The sequence below is a fragment of the Streptomyces sp. NBC_01261 genome, assembly GCF_036226385.1.
In the GTDB taxonomy this organism is placed as follows: domain Bacteria; phylum Actinomycetota; class Actinomycetes; order Streptomycetales; family Streptomycetaceae; genus Streptomyces.
In genome coordinates, this window is sequence record NZ_CP108463.1 from 11248243 (window position 1) to 11268321 (window position 20079).

The 20079-nt window shown below is 68.5% G+C and carries 23 protein-coding genes and 3 pseudogenes; 15 read left to right on the forward strand and 11 right to left on the reverse strand.

Translation table 11 applies throughout. The features are described from left to right. Positions 1 to 750 precede the first annotated feature (750 nt). Positions 751 to 2223, reverse strand: coding sequence for an FAD-dependent monooxygenase (locus tag OG226_RS49900; protein ID WP_328686180.1), 1473 nt, complete (start codon positions 2221 to 2223; stop codon positions 751 to 753). A 146-nt stretch (positions 2224 to 2369) separates the two neighbouring features. On the opposite strand from OG226_RS49900, the gene OG226_RS49905 reads away from it, so the two are divergent. The 3 genes from OG226_RS49905 to OG226_RS49915 all read left to right on the forward strand — a co-directional run bounded on the left by OG226_RS49905 (position 2370) and on the right by OG226_RS49915 (position 3950). Next, complete coding sequence (locus tag OG226_RS49905) at positions 2370 to 2969, forward strand: TetR family transcriptional regulator (protein WP_328686181.1); 600 nt, start codon at positions 2370 to 2372, stop codon at positions 2967 to 2969. A 355-nt stretch (positions 2970 to 3324) separates the two neighbouring features. Further along, positions 3325 to 3588 carry a hypothetical protein gene (locus OG226_RS49910; protein WP_328686182.1) on the forward strand — a complete coding sequence of 88 codons (264 nt, stop codon included), beginning with the start codon at positions 3325 to 3327 and terminating at the stop codon, positions 3586 to 3588. Then, the gene (locus OG226_RS49915) at positions 3585 to 3950 is read left to right on the forward strand and encodes a hypothetical protein (RefSeq protein ID WP_328686183.1); all 366 of its coding nucleotides are present in this window, start codon (positions 3585 to 3587) and stop codon (positions 3948 to 3950) included. The genes OG226_RS49910 and OG226_RS49915 overlap by 4 nt, the downstream gene beginning before the upstream one ends. 180 nt (positions 3951 to 4130) lie before the next feature. Here OG226_RS49915 and OG226_RS49920 read toward each other — a convergent pair whose 3' ends face one another. The 4 genes from OG226_RS49920 to OG226_RS49935 form a co-directional block, all read right to left on the reverse strand. Next, on the reverse strand, positions 4131 to 4280 hold the full coding sequence (locus OG226_RS49920; protein ID WP_329353004.1) for a hypothetical protein: 150 nt from the start codon (positions 4278 to 4280) through the stop codon (positions 4131 to 4133). A 170-nt stretch (positions 4281 to 4450) separates the two neighbouring features. Then, on the reverse strand, positions 4451 to 4654 hold the full coding sequence (locus OG226_RS49925; protein WP_328686185.1) for a cold-shock protein: 204 nt from the start codon (positions 4652 to 4654) through the stop codon (positions 4451 to 4453). 470 nt (positions 4655 to 5124) lie between these two features. After that, on the reverse strand, positions 5125 to 5331 hold the full coding sequence (locus OG226_RS49930) for a hypothetical protein (RefSeq protein ID WP_329353005.1): 207 nt from the start codon (positions 5329 to 5331) through the stop codon (positions 5125 to 5127). Positions 5332 to 5493: 162 nt separating this feature from the next. After that, the gene (locus OG226_RS49935; RefSeq protein ID WP_443066966.1) at positions 5494 to 6375 is read right to left on the reverse strand and encodes an Imm50 family immunity protein; all 882 of its coding nucleotides are present in this window, start codon (positions 6373 to 6375) and stop codon (positions 5494 to 5496) included. Between the two features lie 396 nt (positions 6376 to 6771). Between OG226_RS49935 and OG226_RS49940 the strand changes: the two genes are divergently transcribed. Next, complete coding sequence (locus OG226_RS49940; protein ID WP_329353007.1) at positions 6772 to 8301, forward strand: IS1634 family transposase; 1530 nt, start codon at positions 6772 to 6774, stop codon at positions 8299 to 8301. Between the two features lie 177 nt (positions 8302 to 8478). On the opposite strand, the gene OG226_RS49945 is transcribed toward OG226_RS49940, so the two are convergent. Then, a complete protein-coding gene (locus OG226_RS49945; RefSeq protein ID WP_200690864.1) occupies positions 8479 to 8757 on the reverse strand; it encodes a GlsB/YeaQ/YmgE family stress response membrane protein in 279 nt (92 codons plus the stop codon). A gap of 132 nt (positions 8758 to 8889) precedes the next feature. After that, positions 8890 to 9243 (reverse strand): annotated as a pseudogene (locus OG226_RS49950) (NAD(P)/FAD-dependent oxidoreductase); the annotation flags it as partial. A gap of 160 nt (positions 9244 to 9403) precedes the next feature. Here OG226_RS49950 and OG226_RS49955 point away from each other — a divergent pair. Both OG226_RS49955 and OG226_RS49960 read left to right on the forward strand, forming a co-directional pair. Then, positions 9404 to 10036 (forward strand): annotated as a pseudogene (locus OG226_RS49955) (PP2C family protein-serine/threonine phosphatase); the annotation flags it as partial. Positions 10037 to 10060: 24 nt separating this feature from the next. After that, a complete protein-coding gene (locus OG226_RS49960; protein ID WP_329353736.1) occupies positions 10061 to 10357 on the forward strand; it encodes an ANTAR domain-containing protein in 297 nt (98 codons plus the stop codon). Between the two features lie 6 nt (positions 10358 to 10363). Here the strand turns inward: OG226_RS49960 and OG226_RS49965 are convergent, their stop codons facing one another. Further along, positions 10364 to 10732: an STAS domain-containing protein gene (locus OG226_RS49965; RefSeq protein WP_329353008.1), complete on the reverse strand. Its 369-nt coding sequence runs from the start codon at positions 10730 to 10732 to the stop codon at positions 10364 to 10366. A gap of 172 nt (positions 10733 to 10904) precedes the next feature. Here OG226_RS49965 and OG226_RS49970 point away from each other — a divergent pair, with 172 nt between their 5' ends. The 5 genes from OG226_RS49970 to OG226_RS49990 all read left to right on the forward strand — a co-directional run bounded on the left by OG226_RS49970 (position 10905) and on the right by OG226_RS49990 (position 14454). After that, positions 10905 to 11381: an ATP-binding protein gene (locus OG226_RS49970; RefSeq protein WP_328686191.1), complete on the forward strand. Its 477-nt coding sequence runs from the start codon at positions 10905 to 10907 to the stop codon at positions 11379 to 11381. A 378-nt stretch (positions 11382 to 11759) separates the two neighbouring features. Next, complete coding sequence (locus OG226_RS49975; protein ID WP_329353009.1) at positions 11760 to 11984, forward strand: transposase; 225 nt, start codon at positions 11760 to 11762, stop codon at positions 11982 to 11984. 93 nt (positions 11985 to 12077) lie between these two features. Further along, on the forward strand, positions 12078 to 12869 hold the full coding sequence (locus OG226_RS49980) for a class I SAM-dependent methyltransferase (protein WP_329353010.1): 792 nt from the start codon (positions 12078 to 12080) through the stop codon (positions 12867 to 12869). 715 nt (positions 12870 to 13584) lie between these two features. Continuing rightward, the gene (locus OG226_RS49985) at positions 13585 to 13755 is read left to right on the forward strand and encodes a hydrophobic protein (RefSeq protein WP_164369086.1); all 171 of its coding nucleotides are present in this window, start codon (positions 13585 to 13587) and stop codon (positions 13753 to 13755) included. Between the two features lie 345 nt (positions 13756 to 14100). Beyond that, positions 14101 to 14454: a PRC-barrel domain-containing protein gene (locus OG226_RS49990; RefSeq protein ID WP_328686194.1), complete on the forward strand. Its 354-nt coding sequence runs from the start codon at positions 14101 to 14103 to the stop codon at positions 14452 to 14454. A gap of 222 nt (positions 14455 to 14676) precedes the next feature. On the opposite strand, the gene OG226_RS49995 is transcribed toward OG226_RS49990, so the two are convergent. Both OG226_RS49995 and OG226_RS50000 read right to left on the reverse strand, forming a co-directional pair. Then, positions 14677 to 14931: a DUF6479 family protein gene (locus OG226_RS49995; protein ID WP_329353011.1), complete on the reverse strand. Its 255-nt coding sequence runs from the start codon at positions 14929 to 14931 to the stop codon at positions 14677 to 14679. Between the two features lie 302 nt (positions 14932 to 15233). Beyond that, entirely contained in the window at positions 15234 to 15899 is a 666-nt protein-coding gene (locus tag OG226_RS50000) for an HSP18 transcriptional regulator (protein WP_329353012.1), read from the reverse strand. 129 nt (positions 15900 to 16028) lie between these two features. Between OG226_RS50000 and OG226_RS50005 the strand changes: the two genes are divergently transcribed. The 3 genes and pseudogenes from OG226_RS50005 (at position 16029) to OG226_RS50015 (ending at position 17478) form a co-directional block, all read left to right on the forward strand. Continuing rightward, the gene (locus OG226_RS50005) at positions 16029 to 16463 is read left to right on the forward strand and encodes an Hsp20/alpha crystallin family protein (RefSeq protein WP_329353013.1); all 435 of its coding nucleotides are present in this window, start codon (positions 16029 to 16031) and stop codon (positions 16461 to 16463) included. 112 nt (positions 16464 to 16575) lie between these two features. Continuing rightward, a pseudogene (locus OG226_RS50010) lies at positions 16576 to 17051 on the forward strand (DUF2267 domain-containing protein). Then, a complete protein-coding gene (locus OG226_RS50015) occupies positions 17023 to 17478 on the forward strand; it encodes a DUF2267 domain-containing protein (RefSeq protein WP_328686198.1) in 456 nt (151 codons plus the stop codon). The pseudogene OG226_RS50010 and the gene OG226_RS50015 overlap by 29 nt, the downstream one beginning before the upstream one ends. 73 nt (positions 17479 to 17551) lie before the next feature. Here OG226_RS50015 and OG226_RS50020 read toward each other — a convergent pair whose 3' ends face one another. Beyond that, the gene (locus OG226_RS50020; protein WP_328686199.1) at positions 17552 to 17725 is read right to left on the reverse strand and encodes a CsbD family protein; all 174 of its coding nucleotides are present in this window, start codon (positions 17723 to 17725) and stop codon (positions 17552 to 17554) included. A gap of 991 nt (positions 17726 to 18716) precedes the next feature. Between OG226_RS50020 and OG226_RS50025 the strand changes: the two genes are divergently transcribed. Beyond that, the gene (locus OG226_RS50025; protein ID WP_328686200.1) at positions 18717 to 19922 is read left to right on the forward strand and encodes an FAD-dependent oxidoreductase; all 1206 of its coding nucleotides are present in this window, start codon (positions 18717 to 18719) and stop codon (positions 19920 to 19922) included. The last annotated feature ends 157 nt before the right edge of the window (positions 19923 to 20079 follow it).

Consider the following 20079-nt stretch of genomic DNA (forward strand, 5'->3'; position numbering starts at 1 on the left):
ACTGATCCACGGTTCTTGATGCCGAGTGTGGGGCGCCTCCACAGAGTCGGAAGCGCCCTGACTCGTCCACGTGTTCGCGCGATTCGAACCCCCCAGTGCCACGGCGTTTCCGCCACGGTCGTTGTTCCGTGACGGTCCGTTCGGTCTGCCATGGTTCCGAATCCGGCGGATGCATGCTCGCCCCTCCGACCGAACCACGAGAGGGGGAATCATGCTGTCAGCGGTGGTTGTCCGGGCGAAGCGTTACGGGTACGCATTCGGTACGCCGTGCGTCGCGGTGCGCACCGTGAAGGGGGAGCCGTGCAGTCAGGGACCGTGTTGGACGGCCGCTACCGGCTGATCGAGCCTGTCGGTGCGGGCAGGTTCGGTCAGGTCTGGCGCGCACACGACCCGAGCGTTGACCGCCTGGTGGCGGTCAGGGTCCTCACCCGTGACGGCGGCGCGGACCACGACCGGCAGGTGGCCCGGTTCGCCCGTGCGGCGGCGGTCGCTCGCGGTCTGTCCCACGCTCTGGGCGAGGCGGGGGGCCACCGAGCAGGAGCTGTTCGAGTGCCGAAGCGCTTTCGGGGAGGCACGCGCGATGTGCGAGGACCTGCTCCTGCTGGCGTACTTCCATGGCCGGCGGTCAGAGCGCGCAGAGCTTGAGACGTTGCGGGCCAAGGCTGTTTTGGAAAGCATGCCCATGTGCGAGCCGGTCGCCGCGGCCGTCCGCGCGCTCGCCGGGGACGGCGGCTGTGTCGCGGGCACCGGTCATGCGGTTGTGTCGGGCGCTCCGAACCATGTCGAGAGCGCCGTGGTGAGGTCGTCCTGCGGGACGGTTGCGCAAATGTGGCCGTCGGGTCGCACGAGCAGGGCGTCGTATGCGGGCACGGGCAGGGTGTCGACCTGCAGCCCGACTACACGGGAGGCCCATGGCCGCGCCAGCTCCAGGTACTGCGGCTTCCGTGTGAGGAGCACGCCGTGTCCGGTGTGGAATGCCGTGCTGGCCCAGGAGCCGCCAGATTCGAAGTCGCGCAGCCGGGTACCGGCTGGTGCTTCGCCGCCGTAGCTGATGGCGAGGCCGGATGCCGTCTCGGCCATGGCCTGGTTGGCTTCCGGTATCTGGAGCAGCCGTTCCAGGACCTTCCGCAGTGCTTCGTGGTCCGCGTCCTGGATGCGGAGGGTGTTCTGGGCGCGGGTGTTCTCCAGGACTTGGGCTCCGACTGGGTGCCGCTCCGCGTGGTAGGAGTCGAGCAGGGTCTCGGGCATGGTGCCGGTGATCACGGCGGCGAGTTTCCAGCCGAGGTTGAAGGCGTCCTGCACACCGAGGTTGAGTCCCTGGCCGCCGGCCGGGAAGTGGATGTGCGCCGCGTCGCCGGCGAGGAACACGCGTCCTGTGCGGTAGCGCTCGACCTGCCGGGAAGCGTCGCCGAAGCGGCCGGCGTAGAGGACGTCCTGGAGCTCGTAGTCATCACCGTAGAACCGGTGCAGGCCGTCGACGAGCTGCTGCCTGGTCACCTCGTCACGGGTCGTGCGGTGGTCGCTGTAGAGGATCCGGTACAGCCCCGGTTCGGCATAGGGGAGCAGGTTCGCGGTGGATCCATCAGGCTCGGTACGCCGTAGCCGGCGCATGGACCTGCGTTCCCGCTGCTCTTCGGTGAGCTGCGGCAGTTCCTTGGTCCCCGGGCTGAGCCGGACGTCGGCCATGGTGAAGTACTCCGTCGCCGCCGTACCGGGGAAATCGACCCCGAGCAGCTTGCGGATGCTGCTGCGACCGCCGTCGCATGCCGCCACGTAGCGGGCCGTGAGCGTGCCGGGGCCGTGCACGGTGACCGTGTTCTCGTCCTGCTGGATATCGTCCACGGTCCAGCCCCGCCGCAGTTCGCCGCCGAGTTCGAGGAACCGCTGCTCCAGGACCGCTTCCAGCTGGGCCTGCGGGAGCACCATCTGGTAGGGGTAACGGGTGTCGAGGGAAGCGTAGGGCAGGAACGCGACGGTGAAGTGGGAGCCGGGGATGTCCCCCTCGGCCTTGTCCTGGGCCGTCGTGAGCAGGCCGCGCAAGTCAAGCACCTCGGCCGTGCGCGGCTGGATGTTCAGTGCTTTGCCGAACTCACTGCGTTGCGTGAGCTTGTCGACGACGATCGTGGTCACCCCGCGCAGCCGCAGTTCGGTGGCGAGCATGAGTCCGGTCGGGCCAGCGCCCACCACCACGACATCCGCGTCGGGGGCTTGTCCTTCAAACATCGACGGTCACCGTCTCTTCTCTGTACGCATCGCTGCCCACGGCTGTGCGGCAGCGTCTCCATCGGCGGCGACCGTAGCCCGATCCTAAAAAAATTGCAACGGTTACAAGTTTTGTACAACATCAGCTTTGTGATATCATGACGCCCATGACCTTGAGCAATGCGGATCCTGGCCGCCGGGAGCGGAAGAAGGCCGCGACCCGCAGAGCACTGAGCGAGACGGCGTTGCGGCTGTTCCTGGAACGTGGCTTCGACAACGTCACCGTCCGGGAGATCGCCGAGGCGGCCGACGTGTCGACCACGACGCTCATGAACTATTTCCCGGCCAAGGAAGCGCTGGTCTTCGATCTGGACGACGAGCTGGAGCGCTCGCTGGTCGAGGCCGTGACCGGACGCGCGCCGGACCTGTCCGTTCTGGAGTCGTTGCGGCACTACATGCGGGCGCGGGTCGAGCGCGCGGTTTCGGGCCAGCATGTCGACCGGTTCATGAAGCTCGTGCTGGACACACCCGCGCTGAAGGAGCACTGGCGCAAGATCTGGCTGCGCCACGAGCAGGCGCTCGCGGAGGCCGTCGCCGCGGAGCTCGGCCGGCCCGCCGACGACATGGCCTGCGCTGCCTTGGCCCATCTCGTCCTGGAGGCCTTCTCACTCGCGATCCAGTCCGCCGATCCCGTCCGGATGATCGACACGGCATTCGACATCGTCGAGCCCGGCTGGCCGCCCGCGAAACGGGTGGCCACGGACTGAACCCGGCCCGCCGGCGAAGGGCGCGGGCCTGTCCGCACCGCCGTCGGCGACGTACGGCGCTCGGGCCGCTGTGGACAGGCCGAGCAGCAGGGACAGGCCGGCGCGCCGCCGGCCACGACTGGCTCCTCTTCGCGCTCCCACCGTGGTCTGGGTGCTGTGCCCCTGGTGTGGTTGACGGCGAGCGACAGGTAACTGTGGCACTTCCGCCCGCGCTTCGGAGCAGCCCAGCGCCACGATCGACAACGTTGACGGGCGCGGGTGGGCCCGAGCACCGTCACTTGGCCCCTAAGTCCTGGAATCTCGGACCAGGCTCATTTGCTAGGTACGGGTACCGGGACATAGCTAGAGTGTCGGTATGGGAAAGCAGACGAACATCCGACTGGACGACGCCGTCAAAGCGGCCGCCGAGGACCGAGCCAAGCGCCGCGGACTGAGCTTGCAGGGATACGTGGCCGACCTGATCGAGGCTGACGTGAACCAGTCACGCGCCGCCTTCATGGCCGGCGCGGCTGCCTTCCTCGCCGCCTATACAAAGGAGTTCGACGCGGAGGTCGGGGAAGACCGCTACCCCGGCCTCCCGGACACGCTCACGGAAGCGGCGTCGAAGGACGCCGCGTGAACCTTCGCATCGATCTCGCGTGGATCCTGGCAGTAGCACAGCAGATTCCGGGAGACCCCCAGGTCGTCGACTACGGCGTCCCGGTTGCGGCGGAAGCACGTCACCGGGCGGAAATTCTTGACCATGAGATCTACCCCGAGCCACATCACAAGGCGGCGGCGCTGCTGTGCGAGCTGGCGAGAAACCCGAGCCTGGAGATGCGAAACCTGTTGTTCGCGGCCACGGTGACCGCGGCTTACCTGTCGGCGTGCGACCTGTCGGTGAGCCCGGGCCTGGACACCGTTCTCCCACTGGCCCGCGCAGCCCGGGACGGGCTCCCGGTCCGGGAGGTCGCTGCTCAGATCAAGACCTGGACAAGCTGAGCGTTTCGCCGAACCGTGGGGGTACACCGACCGTGACGCAAGTGCGCAGACGCGGGCTGACGGTCGCCGCGCGGAGAGGCTAGCGCGGTCATGGCTGGCTGATCGCCCCCCCGGCGAGGTAGGCGGCGTGGCCGCGCTGGGCCCACTGGGAGGCCAGCTCCCGTGCTTGCCCTCGTCGGTTCAGCCGGGCAGGAGTCGGAGCCTCAGCTTGGCCAGGGAGCCGGCGGCCTCGTCCAGGGGAACGGCGAGCCTGCCCACGGTGATGGAGTGGATGCTGGGCGGCGAGGACCTGCTCGATGTGGCCCCGTTCTGGGCGAGCCCCCCCGTCATGCTCGCGTTCGCCACTGGCGGGCACGTCGGGGGTGTGCCTTGTGATCGCGTGCCCGATGGCTCCGCCCGTCCTGCGGTGTCACCGACTGGCGGGTTCGTCCCCATCACGCCGTCCGTACGCGCCGAGGCCCGGAAGCGCCTGCTTCCGGGCCACGGCGACGAGGAGTGGGTCAGGCGGGCGTGATGTTCTCCGCCTGCGGGCCCTTCTGCCCTTGGGTGACGTCGAAGGTCACTTTCTGACCTTCCTGTAGCTCGCGGAAGCCACCCGCGTTGATGTTGGAGTAGTGCGCGAAGACGTCCGGCCCGCCACCCTCCTGCTCGATGAAGCCGAAGCCCTTTTCGGCGTTGAACCACTTCACGGTCCCGCTGGCCATTCCGGTGCCCTCTCAGTCGCTGTCGGGAACCGCATCGCGCGGCCCCGGAGGTGATCGTCCTGGTCCAGCTCACCGCACAGCAAAACGCCCGCACCACGGCGCGGGCAGGTACTGCGAACCACGACATCTCGCAGTGACGCTACACGGCGGAACCAGCCCCCACCAGGGCAACAGACACACACAGCACTACGGTCGCCAAGGGCTTCGGGGCCGCCGTGCAGGCTCGGGGAGATCAGCACGCAGGCCTGCACCACCGTGATCCGTCCTGCACCATGGTCCCGCCCGGACCGAGCACCTGGGCGGGCCGCGGTGCCGGCGTTAGGCCCACTGCCGCCGTGCTGCCGCATGCGCCCGACCGTAGCCCCGCGTGGGCCACGGGTAGGACGGTCACCCGGAGTTGCGGCAGGGATAAGAACTCTGTCGCCGGACCCACTTGGGAGGCCTTCGGAGAGCTGAGAAGTGCTGGGCTTTTACGTGAGGGCGGCGAGGGCGGCGGTCACGGTGGCAGCCAGGGTGACGACGGTGGCGAAGGCGGTGGCGGCGCGGGTGAGGGCGGCGGGGTAGGTGGTGCCGTCCATGCGGGCGAGCTTGCCCGCGCCGGCCGCGGCGAGCGCCGCGACGACGAGTACGAGTACGAGTACGAGTACGAGTGTCAAAGGGACGCCGGCGATGGCCACGGCAGACTCCCTGCAGACGGGGGATGTTGACGTGGTCGACGGCCCGCGGCGTGAGGCGTACTGGCCACGATGTCCACGTTTCCTCCCCGGCCGCGCCAGTGGCGGCTGGGACCTGTGCGTCAGCGTCCCTTGCGGCAGATCTGGGTGGTCTGGGTGCCTTCCTCAGGGCTTGGTGGCCCGGTCGTGGCTGCGCCGCTCACGCCGAGTGTGGTGGCCGGCACGTGCCCGTGCAGGTCCGGGGCGACCTCGATGAGGCGGGTCTGTCCCGCGGCCGCGGCGCCACGCGGCGATGCCCAGGACCACGGCCACCTCGGCGGAGGGATGCCAGAGCAGTGCGAGCAGGGCGCACGGTCGGCTCTGGTGGTCTCCTCCGGACGGGCCGCCTTGTATTCGATCGTCACGGATCAGCGGTTTTCGCCTCGTGGGTGATGTCCCCGGTGCACCAGTCCGCACTTGACCGGCGAGGGGTGTCACTGCGATCGGCTCCACAGGCGTCCGACGGGGGGACTCGGCGCGGATCTCGGTGGCCTCGAAGGACAGGCGCTTGTCCTGGCCGGCGAGCACGACCGTGTTCCTTGCGAGGGTGGCGGTGGTTGTGGGCCGGCCGGACCAGCCGTCCACCTCGAAGTTCTGCACGCCGGTGCGGACCAGGACGAATTCGACCGCGTTGTGCCCGCGCGCCTGCCACAGGTCTGCGGCGGCGTCGGGGATGGCGAAGGCTGAGAACCTCAAGGTGACCGATGCTGCGCGTTCGTCGATGAGAACGGAGGCCAGGTCGTAGGCACTCAGCGGTGGCGGGGGTGAGCCGAGGATGTCGCGGACCGTCTCGGGGTTGATTACCTCGGCGGACCAGTCGTGGTTCGGATGGTCCGGCCCTCGCCCGTTTCCGTAGCGAACACCCCGAAGGCTCGCTACTCGGGCCGGGGGCTTTGGGTAGGGAGATCGAGTGGTCTCTGCAGTCCGTAGTGCGCCTGCTCGTAGTCGCTGGCTGCGCCGCGGCCCCTGCTGCCCCTGCCGGGCCGGCCCGGCGAGCGGCTTGGTCACGCCGACGGCAGGTGGTCGAAGCCGAAGTCGTTGGCGGGCGGCGGCCGCGTCGCCGTAGTGCGGCTTGAGGAGGCTCACGAAGTAGGCCCGCATGGTGCCCCAGAAGTTCCTGTCGGTGCGGCTGGCCTCGATGAAGGCGCCGATGGGATGCTCTAGACCCGGGTTTCGCACGTGCCTCGTTCGGTTAGAACGGGGCACGAGCGGTGCCCGACGGGCGGTCTGTTCGTCGATGTGATGTGTCGATGATTTCGCGTGCCGAGCGGCCACGGGTGCACCGTCCACGGATGAACGTGGAGATCGCACCGGTGGTGGAGAGGCGTCTGGGCGCTCTGCCTGCCTCTGCCGAGTTTCTGCGCCGGGCTGGATGCGGCCGGGATCATCGACGGGCTGTGCCCGGTGCGTGAGGTCGCGCATCTCACCCACGGGCAGGTCATCGAGGTCCTGGTGGCCAACCGGCTGTTCGCGTCCGCGCCGCTGGTGCGGGTCGGTGACTGGGCCCGGGAGTGGGCGGTGGAGGAGGTCTTCGGGATTGAGGCGGACCTGCTCAACGACGACCGCATCGGCCGAGCACTGGACGCCGTCGCACCCGAGCTGGAGCACATCGTCGGCACCGTCGGCGCGAGCGCCATCGTCGGGTTCGGCATCGACGTCCCGCGCCTGTACTGGGACATGACCAGCATCTCCCTGCACGGCGCCTACGAGAGCCCTGAAGAGGGGTTCCCACAGGTCAAGTACGGTCATCCCAAGGACCGTCGGGCGGATTTGAAGCAGATCCAGGCCGGGATCGCAATCTCGGCAGACGGCGGCATCCCCGTCTTCCATCGTGCTTACGACGGCGGTGCCGGGGAGGTCTCCCAGGTCGTCGGCGCGATGACGGCCCTGCGTGAACTGGCCGCGCCCCGCGACTTCCTGATGGTCGGCGACTCGAAGCTGATCTCCTACGGCAACCTGCTGGCCCTCCGGGAAGCCGGGGTGAGGTTCATCGCCCCGGCGCCTGCGGCCAAGATTCCCGACGGCCCGTTCGCCGCCCTCGACATGGGCCAGGCCCAACCGGTCGACTACATCGCCGGGCGGGACGCAGGAAAGCCACCCGCCAAGCGTGGCCACTACCGTGTGCTGGAGGACACCCAGACACTGTCCGGTCCACGCAAGCGCGACCCGCAGGTCACCGTGCGCCGGATCCTGGTCCACTCCAGCGCCAACGCCGCTGCCCAGCAGGCCGCCCGCACCCGGCGCCTGGAAAAGGCCCGTGAAGAACTGGACAGACTCCGGTCCGCCTGCGGCGGCCGGCACTACGCCACTGTCCAGAAGATCACCGCCCGGATCGGTGTGACCACCAGCAAACGCCGTATCGGCTCCTGCCTGGTCACCTCCATCAGCACCGACGAGGCCGGACGACCCGCCCTGACCTGGCACTACGACCAGGAAGCCCTGGCCGCCGGAGCCGAAGTGGACGGCTGGTACGCGCTGCTGACCATCCTCGCTGCGGCCGACGCCGACGCCGCCGAGGTCCTCATCCGTTACAAAGACCAGCCGGGGATCGAGCGCCGCCACAGCGACTTCAAGGGCCCGCTCGCCGTCGCACCGGTGTTCTTGCACCACAACCAGCGCATCGCCGCCCTGATCACCGTCATCTGCCTGGCCCTGCTCGTGTTCTGCCTCATCGAACGCCAGGTCCGCCAGGCCCTGGGCGGCGACCAGACCGTGCGAGGGCTCTACCCCGACAACCGGCCCCTCCGGCCGACCGGACGCATGGTCCTCCACCACCTCGCCGACCTCCGGATCCGAACCGGAACAGCCACCGACCCGCCAACCATCCAGATCACCCGGGGAGTTCAAGCCCACCTCCTCGAACTACTCGGCATCGACGAAACCCGCCCACGCTGGCTGGAGACCTCAAAGCCCATGTGCGAAACCCGGGTCTAGCGGGTGGTCCCTCGCTGTCGTCAGGGCCGGCATCCCGCACACGGTCCCCGGCGAAGTCGCTGGCAGGACGGATATGTGCTGGTTGCCCTTCACCGAAGCGCCGGGCACGCCGACGGCTCCCGTCCTGTGAGATAGGAGGGAGCCGTTGAGGTGGTGCGGGTGTGTGCTGTCGGTCGGTCAGGCGTGGCGGTGCGAGCGTCGGTTGCCGGTGACAAGGCGGTAGACGAGAAGCAGGATGAAGGAGCCGACGATCGCGGCGATCCAGGTGGAGATGTCGAAGAACCCGTCGATGGAGTCGACGCCGAAGACCACCTTGCCGAGCCAGCCGCCGAGCAGACCGCCCACGATGCCGATGAGCATGGTGACGATGATGCCGCCGGGGTCCTTGCCCGGCATCAGCATCTTGGCGATGGCGCCGGCGAGCAGGCCGATGATGATCCACGCGATGATTCCCATGATGTGTCTCCGCTTCCTCTTCTTCGGGCAAGGGGTGTCTCAGCTCTTCGTATGCGCCGAACGGGCCCGAACAAACGTCTCCCTTCCGGACCGCGGCATCGCCTGTTCCTGATGCGGCCACGGGGGCACCGCTCAGCGCTGTCCTTTGCGGTCGCGGTGGGTCAGTCGGCTCTGGAGGTGGGCGAGGGCACGGGTGCGATGCCCGTGGAGGGCGGCGCGTGCGGCGTTGGCGCCGGGGGCGCCGTGGACGCCTCTGCCCGGGTGCGCGGAGGCGGACGCGAGGTAGAGCCCGGGTACGGGTGTCTCGGGGCGGCCGGTGCCTGGGGTGGGGCGGAGGGCCAGTTGCTGGTGCGGGGCTGTGGTGCCGCCGTTGATGGCGCCGCCGTGGAGGTTGGCGTTCATGCTCTCCAGCGTGGGTGGGGTGAGGATGCGCCGGGCTTTGATGAGGCCGCGGAAGCCGGGCGCGTAGCGTTCGACCTGTGTCTGTTGTGGCGGGTGCCGGCCAACCGTGTCCTGCCCGTCCACAAGCTACTGCGTGACGGGTCATGGCTCTCCGTCCTCCACGCGACCACCGACCCGGCGAAACGAGACCCGGTCCGGGTCCGTGTCCTTGCCTACCGGCTCGAAGGCCCGGCCACGAGCCCCCGAGTTCGCCCTCGCCGGCGCCTTGGTTCCGGCCTCGGACATCGCCGGTGACACCTACGAATACAGCCTCGACCAGGCGACGCTGCACCTGTCCGTCACCGATGCCATGGGCCACGACGTGGACGCTTCACTCATGGCCACCCTCATGGTCAACGCCTCGCGGGGTGCCCGCCGCGCGGGAGCCGACCTTGCCGACCAGGCCCGCCAGACCCATCAGGCCCTCCTGGAGCACGGCAGGCGGACGTTCGCCACCGGCCAGTTGGTGCGGATCGCCCTGGACGGCAGCGGCGCCCAGCTCGTCAACGCCGGTCATCCCTGGCCGCTGCGGCTGCGCGAGGGCAGGGTCGAGGTCCTGCGCCTGGCCGTGAACCTGCCCTTCGGCGTTGTCGCGCAGGGCCGTTATCAGGTGCAGGACCTCGACCTGCGCCCCGGCGACCGCCTCCTGCTCTACACCGACGGCATGCAGGATCGCCAAGCTCAGACAGTTGACCTGCCCGGCCTCCTCCGCACCACCGCGGCCGAGCATCCACGCGAGGTGGTGCGCGCACTGGTCGCCGCGGTCTCCGACGCCTACAACGGCCTGTCGCCGAAGGATGACGCCACCGTCCTGTGCCTGGACTGGCACGGCCCCCAGAGTGCAGGTCCGCGCGGCTCCATCGTGCTCAGCAAGAATCGGGGGGACGGAGCCGGTAAAGAGTTCTCGCATGCACTCGGCTCCCACGCGTCGGTCGAGCGGGCCACCGGTGTTCTCCACGCAGTGCACGGCATGTCACCGGCCGCCGGATTCGAGGTGCTGCGCGAAGTCGCCCAGCACACCGGCCTCACTCTGCACTCGGTCGCGGAATCCGTGATGGCCTGGGCGCTGGGCGGGCCGCTGCCCGAGATGGTGGACCAGGAGCTGAACGCGGCAGTGCGGCGGCGCATGCCGGGAGATGGCACTCAGCAGCCCGGGTAGCGGAGGTCAGGGGGTCAGGGCGTGCTCGACGGTGGGATGGCAGGAAATGAGCGTGTCGAGGCCGACGATGTGCAGCACATGCACGACGGACTCACGGGCTCCGGCGATGCGCAGCCATCCCTGAGCGTCGCTCACGCGTTTGTGGGCGGTGACGAAGACGTTGATCCCGGTGGAGTCCATGAAGGTCACGCCACTGAGGTCCACCACGATCCGCACGGGCGCCAATGCGCCGTCCTTGGGCAGCAGCGCTTCGTGGAAGACGTCCTCGGCATCTTTGTCGATCTCGCCCCACGCGGTGACGACACGGATACCGTCCACCACGCGGTGCCTGACCGACAGTCGTCCCTGCACGCCTGCTTGCTCGATGTCCGTCACCGTTTCCTTGGCTTCCCTTACGCTGTCCCCGGACCGGGGCCGGCACGGATGATTCTGCCCCACCGCCCCGACCGGATGCACTAGGGCGGCTGTGCCGAACAGCCTGGCTCTGCCATGTATGCAGGGACGGTGGGTAGGCGAGTGGTCATGGACGGGAAACGAGGACGAGCCAGTGGGATCCCATGCCGACGGTGACGGCTCCTCCGAGCCTGACGGGCACCTGATGCGCGCCGGCTACGCCCTTGACGGGGGCGGCGGCTGCATCGCCGAAGCCCGCCACCATGCCATCGGCTTTCTGCACCAGGCCCGCACCGGTCACCATCTGCCGGTATCCCAGCGTGCCGTGGACCTCACCCAGCTGGTGGTCAGCGAACTGGTCACCAACGCCCTCACGCACGCCCCCGGCCCCGTGCGGATGGAACTGCGCCTCACCACCGACAGGGTCGACGTCGTCGTGTGGGACAGCGACCCGGCCCTGCCCGCGGCCCGGAAGGCTGATCCCGGCAGGATTGGCCAGCACGGCCTGGAGATCGTCAAGGCCGTCACCGAGGACCTGTTCATCGAGTCGGATCCGGCCGGCAAGCGCATCACCGCCCGCATCGGCCTGTCCGAGGATCTCGGCGCACACGTGACCGGCCGCCGCCACTAGCAGAAGCCGGCGCCCTCCGCCTGCCGACGGATCCGCCAAGACGCCATGGGCCCCAAGGCGCCGGGCAGCCGAACCTGCTCGCTCGGCAGCCCAGCCCCAGCGGCCGACGTTTCGCCGCGGGGTGAACCAGCGTCACCCAGCTCCACAGCGAACTCGTCGCCGGCAACGCGCCCGTCACCTACCAGATGGTTCGCGCCCACATCGCCACCCTCCGCGGCACTCCCGCCGGCACGCCATCCCGACCTCCGACCGTGCGTCAGGTGACCGGCTGGCTCACCCGACACCCCGCTGCGCTGTGCCAGAACCGAGATTTGCAGTCGCTCAGTTGTGCGGATCTGCCGGGTGCCGGTCAGGGATGCCAGTGTCAGGCCGGGCGGGATGCAGCTCGAAGGGCAGCGCCTAGTCACAACCGTCGAGGCATGGTGGCCAGAGATCTTTGCGTTCCTGCACGCTGGGATCACCAACGTCGGCTCCGAAGGCACCAAGCGGGATATCACGACCATCGGCCGCGATGCCTATGGCTTCCGCAACCCCGGCAACCAGCGCTTACGCACCCGCTGCGCGGCCACCCGTCGAGCCCGTGGACACTTCGATGCCCGCTAATTTCGTTGAGTCCGCACCCTGCAGTCGTGTTGGCTAGGGGCACCGAACTGTCAGTACCGCAGGTGTCCGCTTGGCTGTAGCAGGGAGTTGAACGTGCAGGACGGTGTTGTCGACCCCATTGCCCACAATCGGGCAGCCTGGGACAAGTATGTCCAAGAGGGCAACGAGTGGTCGAGGCCGGTGAGTGCTGAGGATGTCGAGCGCGCCCGTAAGGGGGACTGGTCGATCGTTCTCATCGGGCATGAGCCGGTCGACCGCTCCTGGCTGCCGACGGACCTGACCGGCAAGGACGTGTTGTGCCTGGCCTCCGGCGGTGGTCAGCAGGGTCCGATCCTCGCCGCCGCAGGGGCGCGGGTCACCGTATTCGACAACTCGCCCCGCCAACTCGGCCAGGACCAGATGGTGGCGGCCCGCGACGGACTCGAACTGCGCACCGTCCTGGGCGACATGCGCGACCTCGGTGCCTTCGGCGACGCAGCATTCGACGTCGTGTTCCATCCGGTCTCCAACCTGTTCGCACCGGACTTGGCACCGGTGTGGCGTGAGTGCTTCCGTGTCCTGCGACCGGGCGGAACTCTGCTCGTGGGCTTCCTCAACCCTGATGGATACCTGTTCGACCACGAGGCGCTCGACGAGCGCGGCGAGCTGATCGTCGTGCACAAGCTGCCCTACAGCGATGTCACGCAGTACTCCGCAGAGGAACGCGCCACGAAGTTCGGCGCGGATGCCCCTCTCGAATACAGCCACACCCTCACCGCCCAGATCGGCGGGCAACTCGCTGCGGGATTCGTCCTCACCGGCTTCACGGAAGCGCCGCACCAGTCCAATGCGTCCGCTCAGTACATGTCGAACTATTTTGCGACGCTGGCGGTCAAGCCGGGCTGACCCGGCCAGTCCGGGGAGACGCTGGCGGGTGTGCTGCGCTTCTCTGCTTCGCGCGAGCGCACTGTGGACGACCACATGTTCCGTGCGGGGCGCACCTCGTTTCGGCTGTAGTTGTTCACCGCCCCCGGGCAGCGGGCGGTGGCGGTGGTGACTCAGGACCTGGACGAGGCGCCGAGTCTGACCGACACGGCCGAGTCGTGTGCGGAAGCGGTGTGGCAGCAGCACTGCCGTGACCAGGAACTGCCGCCGGTATGGATCGAGCGGCTGTTTCCGGGAGCGTTCTGCAGGGAGCCGGAGTTCAAGCTGGTCACCTTCGGTGAAACCGAGCCGTACCAGGTGCACGATCCGCACTGGGACGCGATCAGCGCGGAGCAGGTCGTGCACCTGGTCGGGGGGCCGGTCGCCGAAGATCGTGGCGAGGGCGGTCTCTATCCCCCTGGTGGCTTCGCTGGGGTGGCCCTCGGTCTTCAGGGTCGTTGTCGACCGCGCCGCCGACGACCTTCTTGGCCTTGCCCTCTACCTGCTCGCCCTTGGCCTGAGTCTTCCCGTCCGCAGCCGCAACTGGTCACACCCTGCCCCAGTTGAAAGAGGTTCTCTATTCGGCTGGCTGCGAATGCGCCGCCCAAAGCCGGGATCCTAGGCGGGAGAATCCGTGTGGATCAGCAGGAGTGGAGTCCGCCGCGCCGGGCACACGTGTGATCGGAGGTTGATAATCATGGTTCCTGTTCTTCTTGTTCTTCTGCTCGCCCTGATCCTCTTCGGTGCGGGTTTCGCACTGAAGGCACTGTGGTGGATTGCCGTCATCGTGCTGATCGTGTGGGTCCTTGGCTTCGTGATCCGCCCGACAGCCAGCGGCGGCAAGCGAGGCCGCTGGTACCGCTGGTAAAGCAGGATGATCAGCTCTTTCGCAGGGGTGGGGCCCGACACGATCGTGTCGGGCCCCACCCCTGCGTTGTGGCGCCACCAATGGGAGAACGGGGTGATTCTCCCGATACGGGGTATGCGGGGGTGACGGCCGGGGGTGGTCGTGACGCCAGGAACCATGGCCCTCCACACGACACCTCCGGCCGTTTCCGGTCACATGAAGAAAACGTGTGTGAACCGGCACGGCAGGGGCAGCCGCCTTATCGAGGAAGCGTCACACGGATTTGCGAAGTGTGACTATCCGGAATTTCTGCTGCGAGAGCAGCGACGCATTTCGATGAGGGAGCCGTTTTATGAGTGACAGCTTATGAGTGACAGCATCTGGGGCTACCAGCCGACCACCGGCCACACCGCGGGCATCGACCTGACCGGATTCAAGGTCGAGGCCACCGACGGCGGCATCGGCAAGGTCGACAAGCACTCGGACGACGTCGACTCCTCCTACATCGTCGTCGACACCGGAGTGTGGATCTTCGGCAAGCACGTGCTGCTGCCGGCCGGGACCGTCAAGACGGTCGACCAGGCCGAAAAGAAGATCTACGTCGACCTCACCAAGGAGCAGATCAAGAACTCCCCTGAGTTCGACAAGGACAAGCACGTCGGTGACGCCGGCTACCACGAGCAGGTCGGGACCTACTACCAGTCCCACCGACGCATCTGACGTCCCAGCGCAGCCCGCGTGTGGGGGCCCGGACAGAGACCGCTCTGTCCGGGCCCCCACACGCGGGTCTCAGTGCTTCAAGGCGGCTTCCAGGGGAGAGGTCCCGAGGAGGCCGCAGCGAGTCTTTAGTTCGAACCCCGCTACCAGCCGAGCAGCCAGGGCTCGGATCGCACTCCTCTGCGGCGCGGGCCGCCGGGCCCGCGGCCCCGGCGGTGACGGTGGTCAGCGGTGCGGGTGCCCCTGCTCCGGGTCGTCCTCGGGCGTCTGCCACCCCTCGCCACGCCGCGCCGGGTCGGCCGCGGGTGCGGCGGTCTGCGTGGGGTGGGGGACCGCGGTGGAGATCTGGCGCCGAGCCGTACGGCGGCTGCCGATAAGGAAGGCGGCCAAGAGGCCGGCCACGACGACGACCCCGGCCACGATCAGCCAGAGGGGGCCGGTCGACGTCGCGGCCATGGTGAACTGCGCTTGGTTAATCATCTGGTGCGAGTACCCCCAATGTCTCCTGTGCGCCGCACTGCACTTTTTTGGTGGCAGTTGGTGCGGCATGAAGCTAATGACCGCGGCCGCGCTTGCCGTCCTCGCCGCGACCGTAGTTCCCGCGTACGCGGACGTGACCGTGAAGGACGGAAAGGTCTGCACGCCCGCTTGTCGAAGTCGCCGCAGCGGGGAAATGCACGTCACCGGTAGACGTCCCTGTCAGGGGTGATCAGGGGGGTGTCGAGGTGCAGTGGCCTGGTCGCTCCCGCTGTTCAAGGTCCCGGTCAGCTGTCGTTTGGCCATCAGGTGCTGCGTCGGTCGTGGGGGGTGTGGCGGAGTTGCTCGGTGTGCCGGGTCAGGTCGTCGATGCGTGCGGCGAGGTCTGTGTCCTGGGGCCGTAGGTGGGCCCGGGTGTCGGTCAGGGGGTGAACAAGGCGGGCGGCGTCGTCGTGGCCGAGGGCCAGGTTCAGGGCGCCGATCGCGTCGGCGGCGTCGGTGGGCAGGGTGGTGAGGGAGGTGACCTCGGCGGCGAGGCGTCGGAGGTCGGCGGCGTTGTCGCGGGCCCAGGCGGTGACGGCGCGGTCGGCGGCGCGGGTGTCGCGGGTGGCCTGGACGCGCTGCTCGCCGGTGGAGCCGGGGGTGCCGGGGCGCAGGCGTAGATAGCGGCGTTCGGCGGCCTGGCGGCTGGCGACGCCGAGGGGTCCGGCGAGTTCGGCCCAGCTGGCGCCTTCGCCGCGGGCGGTTTCGATCAGGCCGCTCTCCCAGCCGGCGAGTTGTTCGCGGATCTCGCGCAGCGTCAGCAGTGCGGCCAGGGCCGGGTGCGGGCCGGAGTCTGCCGGGGGTGGGGCCGGGGCGGGCGGGTGCGCGGTGGGCTGCTGTGCGTCCCTCACGGACTGGTGGATGGCCTCCAATGCGGCCGCGGCGACGGGGAAGGGGACGGGTGTGGCATGCGGGGCGGGTTCGTTCATGGGACTCTCCGTCGTCTCGTCATCCTCCAGATGACACCGTTCTTGTCATCGTTTCGATGACATGTTACAACGGACGCACGTTGAAGCGCATTGGCAGTTTCTGCCTGAACCAACTGGAGGTGTTTCGCGATGTTGATGCGCACTGACCCGTTCCGCGAGATGGACCGGATCGTCCAGCAGCTGTCGGGTAGCTCGGGCACGTGGTCGAAGCCGTCGGTGATGTCGATGGACGCCTACCGTGAGGGCGAGGAGTACGTGATCGCCTTCGACGTCCCCGGGGTGAGCCCCGAGGCGATCGACATCGACGTCGAGCGGAACATGCTGACCGTCAAGGCGGAGCGCCGCCCGGTCGCGAAGGCCGACTCCGTGAAGGTGGAGCTCTCCGAGCGTCCCCTGGGTGTCTTCTCCCGCCAGGTCATGCTGGCCGACACCCTGGAAACCGAGCGCATCCAGGCCGACTACGACGCGGGTGTCCTGACCCTGCGCATCCCGATCGCCGAGCGCGCCAAGCCCCGCAAGATCAGCATCGGCGGCGAGAGCGGCCGCAGGCAGATCTCCGGCTGAACCCTCCAGCCTCAGTCGGCAGCGGAGGGTGGGAGGGAGTCGATTCCCCCTCCGGCACCCCGCCCTCCGCACCCCCTTTGATCCCTTCACCCCTCTTCCCGGAGGTGACGTGATGCCGATGCGCAGGGAAGCGTTCCTGGCCCGCGTCCAGGAACGCGGCGAGTACGAAACCACCGAAGAGGCCGCTCGCGTCGTCCTGGCCCTGCTCGGCGCACACCTGGCCGGCACGGTCCGCGCCGAGTTCGCCGCCCGTCTCCCCGAGACCTACGCCCTGATCCTCCTCAACCCCCTCCAGGCAGCGGAGCCGCTCTCACCGGAGCGGTTCGTCCGCGCGACCGCGGCCTGGATCGAGGGGCGCCACCGAGAAGACGGCCCTGTGGGACATCGGCGCGGTCCTGTCCACCACGGCCGACGCCGCGGGCGACGCACTCACCCGCGAGGTCCTCCCTGCAGCTCCCGCACGGCTACGACCTCCTCTTCGGCCACCCCAGCCCACCTGACCACCACCGGGGCTGCCACACCCGGCACCCCCACGGCTCCATGAAAGGCCTACACCGCAGTGATCTCCGATGCGCGCGTACCGCTTGAGCAGCAGCAGCCGTACACGACGGCGTACGAGCAGATGCTGGAGAAGGTCCGCTACGAGGGCGCCTACCCCACCCGCGAGCGGGCCGACGAGGCCGTCCGCCTGGTCCTCGCCGGATGTGGCCGCCAGCTGACCGGCGACGAACGCGTCGACCTGGCCGCCTGCCTGCCCTTGGAGGCCGCACGCGTGCTGACCGCGCAGGTCCCCGACCCCCAACCGCTGACCGGCTGGGCCTTCGTCAAGGACCTCGCCGCCCGCTCCGGCGCTTCCTTGGCCACCACCCGCTGGGACACCGGCTCCGTTTTCGCCGCCGTCACAGCCCACGCCGGCCCCCACCTGATCACTCGCATCCTCCACCGGCTCCCCACCGGCTACGCACTCCTCTTCGGCCAGGCCGAACTGCGCCGGCCCCAGCGCGCTGCCGCCTGACCCCGGCCGGCGGCGGCCGGACATGCGTGAAGGCCGGGATCGCCCCTGCGGTCCCGGCCTTCACGCGCGGTGATCAGTCCTTGAAGACGTCCTTGACCTTCTCCTTGGCCTCACGCGCGTCACCCGTGGCCTGCTCCGCGCGCCCCTCGGCGGTCAGGTCCTCGTTGCCCGTCACGCGGCCGGCGGTCTCCTTCAGCTTGCCCTTGGCCTGTTCGGTCTTCGCCTCGGCCTTCTGCTCACCAGACACAGCCGATCACTCCCTCTTCGGTGGAAACGTCTTACGCAACCCCGTCTGGCCGCTGAAAGCTCTCGTAAACAAGCCCGGCTGCAACCTGCCTGTCCGTGCCCCGGAACTCGCACCAGTCCATGCCCCCAGCAGCGAGGAAGGTGAACGGCGCCGCAGGTGGTACGCGTACGCACAGATCGTGTGTGGTGAGGAACCCCGGTCGGCCAGATGCTCCAGGCACCGGCACGCCTCCGTGACCTGTTCGCCGTAGCCGTTGACCAACCGGAATCGTCGTACGACGCCGGCATCACGTTCTTTGACCACCCGCACACCGGCCTCCCGGTTCCTGCACTCAGGTGGCCCAACGGACCTCGCACCTGGATCGCCGTGGCGCCGGTTCAGGCGGCACTCGAAGGTGTCCAGACAAGGAGACGTACGTCCGGTTTGAGCTGGACATGAGCACCCGCCTCGGTCTCGACCTGTCCTTCCGGGCGACGCTGCCCGGCCCGCGCATGCCGCGAGGGGAGACAGTCGCAGCCCGGCGCGACACCTGGTGGCCTGCCCGGTGGGGTCCGACGAACCCGGCGAGCAGAGTTCCAGAGCAGTCGGACTTTCTTTCTCGCCGTTACCGGACCCGGCAAGGGCAGCCATTTTCTCCTCTCGCTAATGTGTATCGAGAAAACAATCGGATGAGTGAGCAGAATTTTCTGAGATCGTCAAATCCCCGCCCCTGACCAGGCTTCCACCCGTTCGTCAAGGCCGGACTCGCTATTTTTCCCGGAAATGGCCGGAGGGCATCGATCGGTGAAGAACAGCACATCAGAGGACTGGCATGCTGCTGACGGCGGGATTTCGGTGTACCCTCTAAAGGCACACGAAATTGCTTTCCGGTTGGTAGTCCGGACCACAGGGCACGTGTTTCCCGCTCTGCGTCAACGTCCTCCCCATTGAGGGGAGTCCTGGTGTGCTCCGAGTACGAGAAGAACTCTGCACTGGGAGTACTGTGTCTGGAATGCGTATTGTCATCGCCGGCGGCGGACTCGCCGGGCTGACACTGGCCCACCAACTGAACCGGAACGGCCTGGACGTGGCCGTCTACGAGCGCGACGCCGATATCGCGGCACGCGAGGCCGGGTACCGGATCCACATCAACTCCACCGGCACCTCCGCGCTGCACACGGCGCTGGAACCGCGCCTGTGGGAGCTGTTCCTGGCGACCTGCGGCATGCCGAGCGAGGACATGCTCCTGTTCGACGAGCAGCTCAACCTCCGCCCCGGCCGCGACAGGTCGGCCACCGAGGGCACCGGCGTGCCCACCGGCATCCCCGAACACCTGGTGGTGTGCCGCTCGACCCTGCGCCGCATCCTCTATCTCGGCCTGGAGAAGGCCGTGCACTTCGGCTCCCGGGTCACCGGCTACCGCACCCACCCCGACTCGACGACCACCGTCCTGCTGGAGGACGGTGCCACGGTCGAGGCCGACGTCCTCATCGCCGCGGACGGCATCAACTCCGCTGTCCGCGCCCAGCGCCTGCCCCAGGTCCAGGTCGCCGACCTCGGCTCCCGGCACATCGCCGCAAAAATCCACCTCACCGACGAGGCCAAGGCCAAGCTGCCCGCCGAGTTGTTCAACGCCTTCTCCCTGGCCTACGCCGCCGACTTCACCGGGCTGACCCTCGGCCCACTGGAGCGCACCGACCCCACCTCGCCGCTGATCGCCGAGCAGGACCCCGGTTTCCTGCGCGAGGCCACCGCCGACTACGCGCTGAGCATCTTCAACTCCCTCCCCGACCACATGCTCCCCGACGACGAACTGTTCACCGCCGGCCCCGATACGCTCAAGGCGCACGTCCTCCAGCGCGTCGCCACCTGGCACCCCGCCCTGGTCGACACCGTCCGCCTGTGGGACACCGCCACAGTCCAGGCCCTCAAGTGCCGCAGTTGCGTGCCTGTCGACGCCTGGGAACCCTCCAACATCACCGTCATGGGCGACGCGGTCCACGCCATGAGCCCCGCCCTGGGCATCGGCGCCAACACCGCACTGCGCGACGCACACACCCTGGGCGACCAGTTGCTCGCCGTCTCCCAGGGCGACAAACCACTCCTCGCCGCAATCGCCGCCTACGAGGACGCCATGCGTGACTACGCCTACCACGCCCTGCGGACGTCCGCGTTCGTCGGCCAGAAGGTGATCGGGCACCTCCCGCTGCCTGAATAGTCACCGTGCTGCTCGGGCGGTGCGTACGGACGCCCCGCCCGAGCCCGCCTGTAGCTCCCGGCGGACGGAGCACCACCGCATCGACCACCGAAGACGAAACCGCGCCGCGCGGGCATCCGCGCCCGCCGCCGAGGCGTGCAGGGGCTGTAGCGCGCAG